At 76.7% G+C, this 8,971-nt stretch carries 6 protein-coding genes; all 6 read right to left on the bottom strand.

Translation table 11 applies throughout. The features are described from left to right. Positions 1 to 175: 175 nt before the first annotated feature. Genes ACFV0O_RS21855 through ACFV0O_RS21830 form a run of 6 tightly spaced genes read right to left on the bottom strand, consistent with a single transcriptional unit; the run spans position 176 to position 8,968 of the window. The gene (locus tag ACFV0O_RS21855) at positions 176 to 898 is read right to left on the bottom strand and encodes a methyltransferase domain-containing protein (RefSeq protein ID WP_380344189.1); all 723 of its coding nucleotides are present in this window, start codon (positions 896 to 898) and stop codon (positions 176 to 178) included. Positions 899 to 941: 43 nt separating this feature from the next. Continuing rightward, positions 942 to 1,709, bottom strand: a complete 768-nt coding sequence (locus ACFV0O_RS21850) for an SDR family oxidoreductase (protein ID WP_380344186.1) — start codon at positions 1,707 to 1,709, stop codon at positions 942 to 944. Next, positions 1,697 to 2,560, bottom strand: a complete 864-nt coding sequence (locus tag ACFV0O_RS21845) for a TauD/TfdA family dioxygenase (RefSeq protein ID WP_380344183.1) — start codon at positions 2,558 to 2,560, stop codon at positions 1,697 to 1,699. The genes ACFV0O_RS21850 and ACFV0O_RS21845 overlap by 13 nt, the downstream gene beginning before the upstream one ends. An 11-nt stretch (positions 2,561 to 2,571) precedes the next feature. After that, positions 2,572 to 3,900, bottom strand: coding sequence for an aspartate aminotransferase family protein (locus ACFV0O_RS21840; RefSeq protein ID WP_380344261.1), 1,329 nt, complete (start codon positions 3,898 to 3,900; stop codon positions 2,572 to 2,574). A gap of 29 nt (positions 3,901 to 3,929) precedes the next feature. Next, positions 3,930 to 8,402: an AMP-binding protein gene (locus ACFV0O_RS21835; protein WP_380344181.1), complete on the bottom strand. Its 4,473-nt coding sequence runs from the start codon at positions 8,400 to 8,402 to the stop codon at positions 3,930 to 3,932. Next, the gene (locus ACFV0O_RS21830) at positions 8,399 to 8,968 is read right to left on the bottom strand and encodes a DUF6309 family protein (RefSeq protein ID WP_380344178.1); all 570 of its coding nucleotides are present in this window, start codon (positions 8,966 to 8,968) and stop codon (positions 8,399 to 8,401) included. Before ACFV0O_RS21830 ends, ACFV0O_RS21835 begins: the two co-directional genes overlap by 4 nt. Between the last annotated feature and the right edge of the window lie 3 nt (positions 8,969 to 8,971).

Genomic DNA, 8,971 nt, shown 5'->3' with positions numbered 1-8,971 from the left:
CCCGCGGCGCCCCGGCCCCCCCACCCCCCCCCCGCGGGGGGGGGTGGGGGGGGGGGGGGGGGGCCCCCCCCCCCCCCCCCCCCCCGGGCCTCCGGCGTCCCCGGAGGTCCTCCGGCAGGCTCGCCCGTCCTCCGGCGGCCTCGACGGACCTCCGGTGGCCTCGGCGGGCCGGAGCTCAGGGGCCCGGCCGTGCCGCCTCCCGGTGCCGCCAGCGCACCCGGTCCTCGGCCGGTGCCCGCCCCGCCGCCGTGGCCGGCCGCCCCGGAGCCCGGTAGTCTGCGCAGGAGAGCACCAGCATCTCGCCCTCCCCCGGCTGGAACCGGTACGCCACCGGCTCCACCCGGCTGGGGACCCCGAGCCCTGCCAGCTCCCGGCGCAGCCGCTCCAGCTCCGGGTAGCGGACTCCGGTGTCGTACACCACCAGCGGGAACAGCCGGACCTCACGGCGGGCCACCCGCGCGAGGTCCAGCAGCGCCGCCCGGTGGAACTCCTCGTCGAGCCGGTTGCCGTACGAGAACAGCAGGTGCGAGCTGAGCACCAGGTCGAAGGAGTCGTCAGCGAAGGGGAGTTCGGGCAGCGAGCCGGCGACGTAGCGGTCCGGGCGGGCGGCGATGTCGGCCCGGAAGGCCCTGGCGTTGGCGGTCCACTGGCCGATCATGTCGTCCACGTCGCCGTACCGGGACCAGACGAAGCCGGCCGTCTCCTTCACCAGCAGGTCCCGCTTGAAGACCGTCTCCCGTTCCACCAGCAGGCCCAACTCCTCCCGGTGGTCGGCGTACTGGCGGTCCACGGCGACCGCGTCGACGCCGCGCCGCCCGGCCTCGGCGACGAACCCCGCCGCACCGGCCGGGCAGTCCAGGATGCGCTGCTCCAGGTCCCGGTCGGTGAGCGCGAACATGGCCCGGTACTCCTCGAAAGAGCGCGCGCTGACCAACACCGGCTCACCCCCGCCCGACGAACGGCATGGTGGCCGGCAGCACGACCAGCGACTGGATGCTGGTGTCCGGCGGCTGGGCGGCCATCAGGACGAGCGCCTCGGTGAAGCGCTCGACCGGGATGGTCGCCTCGACCGCCATCGTGCCGTCGGCCTGCATCGCGGCCGGCTGCGGTCCGCCGTCGACCGGGCTGACGTTGCCGACGTCGATCTGCCCGCAGGAGATGCCGTACGGGCGGCCGTCCAGGGCGAGCACCTTGGTGAGGCCGAGCACCGCGTGCTTGGCGGCCGTGTAAGCGACCGAGTTGGGGCGCGGCACGTACGCCGAGGGGGCGCCGTTGTTGATGATCCGCCCGCCCTGCGGGGTCTGGGTGCTCATCACCCGGAAGGCCTCGCGGGCGCAGAGGAAGCCACCGGTGACGATGGTGTCGAGCACCCGGTTCCAGTCCTCGAACGGGGTCTCGGTGATCGGCCGGCGCGGGGCGGCGGCGCCCGCGTTGTTGAACAGCAGGTCCAGCCGGTCGTACCGGTCGCGGACGGCGTCGAAGAGCCGGGCGACCTCCTCCGGGCTGCGGATGTCGGTCGGGACGGGCAGCACCCGGTCGGCGGCCGGGCCCGCGAGGGCGGCGGTCTCCTCCAGCGCGTCCTTGCGCCGCCCGGCGACGACGACGGTCCAGCCGGCCTCCAGCAGAGCCAGCGCGGAGGCCCGGCCGAGCCCGCTGCCGCCTCCGGTGACGATCGCGACCCGTCCGTGCGGTGCGGTCAACGTGCCCACTCCTCCCCCTCGTTCACCCAGATCCGCAGCATCCGGCGTGCGTACCGGCCCGGTTCGTCGACGAACGGCGAACGCCCGTGCAGCACGCGGCTGTTACGGATGATCAACAGGTCACCGGCGGCCATCGGCAGCCCGAACGCGATCTCCGGCCGGTACAGCACCTCGTCCAGGACGCCCAGCGCCTCCCACTGACGGTCCGTCAGCTCAGGGCCGCCGCGGTCCGGGGAGGAACGGACGGTGCGGGTCTGGTAGTAGCAGCCGACCGTCCCCTCCTTCTGGCGGTAGAGGATCGGGGTGACCACCACCTGCGGGCCCGCCCGGCCGGTCCGGTCGAACGTCCAGTCCTCGCAGAGCGTGGCCAGCGCGTCCGGCCGCTCCCGCTCGATCAGGTCGCGGACGTGCCGGGCGCTCGCCAGCTTGGTCAACCCGCCGCCGTCGAAGGCGGGCCGGAGGCAGAGCAGGACGAGCAGGTCGCAGGTGTCGCAGTGGAAGCCGAGTTCGGTGTTGCCGTCGCCGTCCTGGTCGCGCAGCACGGAGGTGAGGTCGCCGCGCCCGTTCTGCGGGACGATCCGGCCGTAGTCCCGCAGCAGGAAGGAGAGCACCTCGGTGATCTGCTCCTCCGGGTGCGCCGGGTCCACCAAGCCGCCGATGTGGGTGACGCCGACGGAGGCGACGGCGTCCCGGACGAACTCCCGCAGCCAGGCGCGCACCGGCTCCGCCGCGCCCCACCGCCCGGCCCGCGCGTCCGCCCACAGCAGCCGCCGTTCCACCTCCCCCAGCGGGAGCGACCAGAGCGCCCGCCGGGCGTCCAGCTCCAGGCTGCTCCAGCCGATTTCCTTCACCGTCTCCATCGCTCTCCTCCCTACCGGCTTCCGGCCGCGACGGCCTTGGCCCACAGCTCCAGCGCCTCGTCCACCTGCCCGGCCGTGACCACCAGCGCGGGGATCATCCGGACCACGTTGAGGTGGATCCCGCACGGCAACAGCAGCAGGCCGTGCTCGGCGGCCGCCTGCTGGACGCGCCGGGCCGCCTCCGGATCCGGGGAGCCGTCCGGGCGGCAGAACTCACTGGCGGCCATCAGCCCGAGCCCGCGGACGTCGGCGATCCCGGGCGCCCCGGCGGCCACCGCCCGCAGCCCGGCCAGCAGCCGCTCGCCCTGTTCGGCGGCGTTCTCGACCAGCCGCTCCTCGCGCAGCACGTCCAGGGTGGCCAGGGCGGCCGCGCAGGCCACCGGGTTTCCGCCGTAGGTCCCGCCCTGCGAGCCGGGCCAGGCGCGGCCCATCAGCTCCGCGGACGCCGCGATCGCGGACAGCGGGAAACCGCTGGCCAGGCCCTTCGCGGTGATCAGGACGTCGGGACGCAAGCCCTCCCCGTTCGGGCGGGCGTCCCCGTGCTGGTGGGCGTCCCCGTTCGGGCGGGCGTCCTCGTACTGGTGGGCGTCCTCGTACTGGTGGGCCCAGAACCGGCCGGTGCGGCCGAAGCCGGTCTGCACCTCGTCCAGCACCAGCAGGATCCCGTGCCGGTCGGCACGCTCGCGCAGCCCGGTCAGGAAGCCGCGCGGAGCCGGCACGTAGCCGCCCTCGCCGAGCACCGGCTCGACGAACATCGCCGCCGTCTCGGCGGGCGCGGAGACCGTCGCCAGCACCTCGTCCAGTCCGCGCAGCGCGTGCTCCACCGCCTCGTCCTCGGACAGCCCGAGCCGGAAGGCGGCCGGGAAGGGCGCCACCGCGACCCCGGGGACCAGCGGGCCGATGCCCGCCCGGAACCGGGTGCCGGCCGTGGTGAGCGAGGCCGCGCCCATGGTGCGGCCGTGGAAGGAACCCTCGAAGACGATCACGTTCTGCCGACCGGTGGCGTGCCGGACGAGCCGCAGCGCCGCCTCCACCGCCTCGGTCCCGGCGGTGGCGTAGAACAGCGAGTCCAGGCCCGGTGGCAGCACCTCGCCGAGCCGCTCGGTGAGGGTGAGCAGCCGGTCGTGGAGCACGGTGGTGTACTGACCGTGGATCAGCCGGCCGGCCTGCTCGCGGACGGCCTCGACCACCCTCGGGTGGCAGTGACCGGTGCTGGTCACCCCCACGCCGGAGGTGAAGTCGAGGTACCGGCGGCCCCCGGCGTCGTAGAGGTGGAGGCCCTCGCCGCGGACCGCGACGACCGGCGTGGCCTGCTTGAGCACCGGGGAGAGCTGGGACACGGAACCTGACGTCACGCTGGATCCTGCCTTCACGGGTGAGTCCTGCCTACGGGGGGACATCCGGGGTGGTCGGGTGCGAGGGCGGGCCCGGGGGCGGGCCGGGCGGTCGGCAGGTAGCCGGCCTCGGCGGCCCAGGCGAGCGCCGCCGACCACCACTGCGGGGTCGGGGCGGTGAAGCGCACGCCCAGCCGGTCGAGCGCCGCCGTGGTGTACGCGCTGTCCACCCGGACGTTGCGCTCCTCCTGCTGCGCCCAGGCGGCGGCCAGCCGGGCCGCCGTCGGGTGCCGGAGCTCGGCCTCGGCGATGGCGGCCGCGAAGGTCTCGTCGTCGGTCAGCCGCACCCGGTGGCCCTGCCCGGCGAGCCAGCCCACCAGTTCGTCGTGCGGGACCTCGTACGGCGACTCGACGTGGTACGCCCCGGGCGCGGCGTACGGGTCGAGGGCGATCGCGGCGATCCCGGCGGCCACCGTGTCCACGTGCGAGAACGCGAACGCGGTGCCCGGCCGGCGCGGCGCCGCACCGGCCAGCAGGTAGCCGCGGATCAGCTGGTAGATCCGGTTGTCGCCGACGTTGGCCTGGAACGCCCCGGTGCGGCTGTGTGCCGCGATGTGGCCGCTGCGGTGCAGGTAGGCGGCGTGCCCGGTGGCCGCCCAGGCCCGGACGGCCTGCTCCGCGCGGAACTTGGTCCGCTCGTACGGGGTGCGGAAGTACTGGCCGATGGCGAGGTCCGCCTCGCTGAAGCGGCGCGGCGGGCCGTCCACGCCGCCCGACACGGCGAGCGTGGAGACGTGGTGGACACGGGCCTCCGGGGCGTGCTCGCCGACCCAGCCGAGCAGGCGGCGCACCGCCGTGTGGTTGGTGCGTTCCAGCTCGTCGGGCGAGGCCACCAGCCGGACGTCCGCCGCCGCGTGCACGACGATCCGCGCGCCCCGGGCCCGTTCCAGACCGGCCGGGGAGAGGCCGAGGCCGTCCCGGTCGACGTCCCCGGCGACGGCACCGGCCGCGCGGGCCGTGCCGGGGCTCAGGCGGCGCAGCGCCTCGGCGTCGTCGCGGGCCCGTACCAGGCAGGTGACGTCGGCGCCGCGCCGGAGGAAGGCGTCCAGCAGGTGCCGCCCGAGGTAGCCGGTGGCGCCGGTGATCAGCACCCGGGCGGGTTCACGCACCGCCGCCCGGGCGGTCGGCGGGGCGCCGGGGTGCAGCAGCTGGCCGGAGGTGGACAGCGGCGCCCGGACGGGCCCGGGGCCCGGGTCGACGGTGTCCGGTCCCGCCTCCGTCCCCGGCTCCGTTCCCGGCCCCGTTCCAGCCTCCGTCCCCGGTTCCGTCCCCGCCTCGGCGGCCACGGCCCGGGTGAACGCGGCGGTGATCCGCTCGGCGGCGAGGTCCGACAGTGCGGCCCGGCCGTACACCAGGTCGGCGACCAGCCGTTGCTCCACGATCCGTGCGGTGAGCCGCAGTTCGTACAGCGGATCGCCCCCGGCGCAGCGCGCCGTCCCGGCCTGTTCGTCGGCGACGGTCCAGTCCAGGGCGGGCTCCTCGGGCAGCCGGAAGGTGCCGAGGAAGTTGAACCCGACGGCGGGCCGGTGCCCGGGCCCGTCCATCGGTCGGACGGTCGCCGCGCGCAGCTGCCGCGCCACCGTCCCCGGGTCGGCCCCGGCCGGCAGCGCGACGTGCTTGACGGCGGTGAACCAGCCGACGGTGTCCAGGAATTCGCCCGGGTCGCCCACGGCGTCCCGGCCGTGGGTCTCCACCTCCACGGCGAGCCGGGGGCGGCCGCTCCAGCCGGTGACGGCCCCGGCGAAGGCGGCGAGCAGCACGGCCTCCAGTCCGGACCCGCCACCGTGCCGCGCGACCAGGCGGGCGGTGGCGGCCGGGTCGAGCGCCCAGCTGAGCGCGGCGGGCTCCACCGGGGGCTGCCCGATCGCGGGCTCGGTCACGGGCTCGCGCTCGGGCTCCGCCGCCGACTCGGTCACGGGCTCGACCGGGGTCTCCACGGCGGGCTCCGCGTCCGGCACGGCGGAGGGGCCCGCCACGGAGCCCGCCGCCGGTGCCGCCGCCGCCCAGTCGTAGAAGTCCGCCGTCGGCGGCAGCTCGGCCGGCTTCCCGTCGAGCACCGCCCGGTAGGCGTGCGCCAGGTCGTCCAGCAGGATCCGCCAGGACAGCCCGTCGACCACCAGGTGGTGGGCGATCAGCGCGAGCCGGTCGTCGGTGCCGGCCGGACCCGAGAACAGGTGGACGCGCAGCAGCCGGCCGGCCGCCGGGTCCAGGCTGCGGTGGAGTTCGGTGCAGAGCCCGGCGATCGTGTCGGCGATCGGCCCGGCCGCGCGCGGGATCCGGGAGAAGGAGACCGGGTCGAGGCCGGACACCGGTCGGGGCTCGCCGCAGCCGTCCGGCGAGACCGGCCGGCGCAGCGCCGGGTGGCGTTCCAGGACGGCCGCGACCGCGGCCGAGAGCGCCGCCGGGTCCACGGCGGTGCGACAGCGCAGCAGGACGGACTGGTTCCAGTGCCGGACGTCCCGCACGGACCGCTGGCGGTACAACCAGCGCTGCGCCGGGGCGAGTCGGACGCCGTCGCGCCCGGTGCGCGGAGCGGGGACGCCCGGGACGCCCGGGACGCCCGGGGCACCCGGGGCGACCGGGACGACGGCGGCCGCCAGGCCCTCCGCCGTCGGGCGGCGGTAGAAGTCCTCGTAGGCGACCCGCAGGCCCGCACGCCGCAGGAAGGCGATGGTGCGCATGGCGAGGATGGAGTCCCCGCCGAGGCCCAGCACGTCGGCCCGAGGCCCGACGGCGGGCAGTCCGAGGGCGCCCGCCCAGAACCCGGCGATCCGCCCGGCCAGGCCGGAGCCGGCGGTGCCCTCCGACTCCGCCCGGACCCCGACCAGTTCGGCGACCAGCTCGCCCAGCCGCTGCCGGTCGAGCTTGCCGTTCGGTCCGACCGGGAACTCCGGCAGCACCAGGATCGGCTGCGGCACTGAGTAGCCCGGCAGCCGGTCCCGCAGGTGGTCGGCAAGGCCCGCCACGGTGTCCGCCCCGCCCGACAGTCGTACCGCGCCCAGCAGTTGGCCGCCGACGGCGGTCTCCCGCAGCAGTGCCGCCGAGCGCAGGACGCCCGGGTAGCCGTCCATGGCGCGTTCGACTTCGGCGAGGTCCACCCGGTAGCCGCGCACCTTGACCTGGCGGTCCACCCGGCCCAGGAAGACCAGGTCGCCGTCCGCCCGTCGGCGGCACAGGTCGCCGGTGCGGTACGTCGGCTGCCCGTCCCGCCGGACGAAGCCGCGGGCCGTCTCCTCCGGCCGGCCGAAGTAGCCGGCGGTGACACCGCGGCCGCCGATGAGCAGTTCCCCCACCGCGCCGTCCGGCACCTCCCGTCCGGCAGTGTCCACGACGGTGAGCCGCACCTCGCCGATCGCGGTGCCGATCGGTACGGTCGCCTCCTCGGCGGGCAGCCGGCGGGCGTCGGTGACGAGCAGGCAGGTGGCGCCGACGGTGGTCTCGGTCGGGCCGTAGTGGTTGACCAGCCGGGCGGTGGTGCCGCCGTCGAGCAGGGCGGCGGCGAGCGGGCGGGGCAGCGGCTCGCCGCCGAGCAGCACGGTGTGCAGCGGCGGCGACCCGGCCGGGCGGCCCTCCAGCAGGGCGGTCAGGTGTGACGGGGTGGTCTTCAGCACGGTCACCCCGGCGCGCCGCAGCGAGGCCCAGAACGCCTCCGGGTCGCGTACCTCGCGGTCCGGGACGACGTGCACCGATCCGCCGGTGGCGAGGGCGAGCAGCCAGGCGGTGTGGCCGAGGTCGGCGGCCAGCGTGGTGACGTGCGCGGTGCACGGCGCGTCGGCCTCGGTGAGGTCGAGCCGCGCGGCCAGCGCCCGGGCGTAGTGCACGGCGTTGGCGTGGGTGACGGCGACCGCCTTGGGCTCGCCGCTCGACCCGGAGGTGAAGGAGAGGTAGGCCAGGTCCTCCCCGGAGAGGTCGTCCGCGGGCGCGGGCCACCGGGTGACCGCCCCGGCGTCCGCCGCCCCGGCCGCATCCACCGCACCGTCCGTCTCTGCCGCACGGCCCGTCTCCACCGCGCCGTCCGCGGGCGTCGCGGACTGCCGGGTGATCGCCTCGACGTCCACCACCTCCCCGCCGAGCCCGGCCTCCGTGGCGAGCACCCGTGCCACCCGGACCGCTGCCAGCCGCCGGGCGAGGTCGGCCGCCGACCAGTCCGGGTCGGCGAGCACCGCCGCCGCGCCCGACCGCAGCACGCCGTGCAGCAGCACCAGCATCCGGGCGTCCCGGGGCCCGACCAGGGCGACCCGGTCCCCCCGGCCGGTGCCGACGGCGGCCAGCCGGGCGGCGACGAGGCCCGCCGCGGCGTCCAGCGCGCGGTGGTCGAGGGTGCGGACGCCGTCGCTCAGCGCGGGCCGGTCCGGGTACGCCCGGGCCTGGCGGGCGAGGAGTTCGGGCAGCGAGCGGGCGGCCCGGGCGGGTGGTGCGGACCGGAGGTGCTGCGTCGCGGGGGTCACGCCGACTCGTCCCCCGCCCGGCCCGCCCGGGCCCGTCCGGCCGGCACCCCGGGATCACCCACCAGGTACCCGTCCAGCACCGCCCGGGCGGGCAGCCTCCCCGCCAACTCCCAGGCCAGCATGCGGTGCAGGCCGTCGAGGTGGATCAGCCCGGCCCGGACCGCGAGGTCCCCGTAGTCGGAGTGGTCGACCGGGGCGGTGCTGAGGAAGAGCGGCGTGAACGGGGCCCACCGCAGCAGCCGCAGCTTGGCCGCGCAGACCGGGTTGGCCGCCGTCCACGCGGCCCCGCCGGAGCGGACCCGCTCGGCCGCCTCGCCCACCGTGAGCCCGGCGCGCGGCACCAGTTCGAGCTCCCCGCCCTCGCTGAGGTGCCAGGGCAGGACGACGCCCAGGACGTCGGCCCGTGAGAGCCTGATCCGCCACCAGCCGCCCTGGAGGCCGTCGGCGCGTTCGATGTTCTCCTCGCCGTACACGTTGCTGTTCGCCTCGTGGGCCCGCTCCACCGGGTGGTCCCGCAGGTAGGCGTCGTGGACCTCGGAGTAGGCGACGGCGGTGACGATCTTCACGGC

The sequence above is a fragment of the Kitasatospora sp. NPDC059577 genome (assembly GCF_042735475.1).
GTDB lineage: Bacteria > Actinomycetota > Actinomycetes > Streptomycetales > Streptomycetaceae > Kitasatospora.
The sequence above is the reverse complement of the archived record's forward strand: the minus strand, read 5'-3'. Positions and strand labels throughout refer to the sequence as shown.

Bases quoted from the DNA above. Each gene is read 5' to 3' on its own strand.
- ACFV0O_RS21855 (WP_380344189.1), bottom strand. From the start codon at position 898: ATGTTCGCGCTCACCGACCGGGACCTGGAGCAGCGCATCCTGGACTGC.
- ACFV0O_RS21845 (WP_380344183.1), bottom strand. From the start codon at position 2,560: ATGGAGACGGTGAAGGAAATCGGCTGGAGCAGCCTGGAGCTGGACGCC.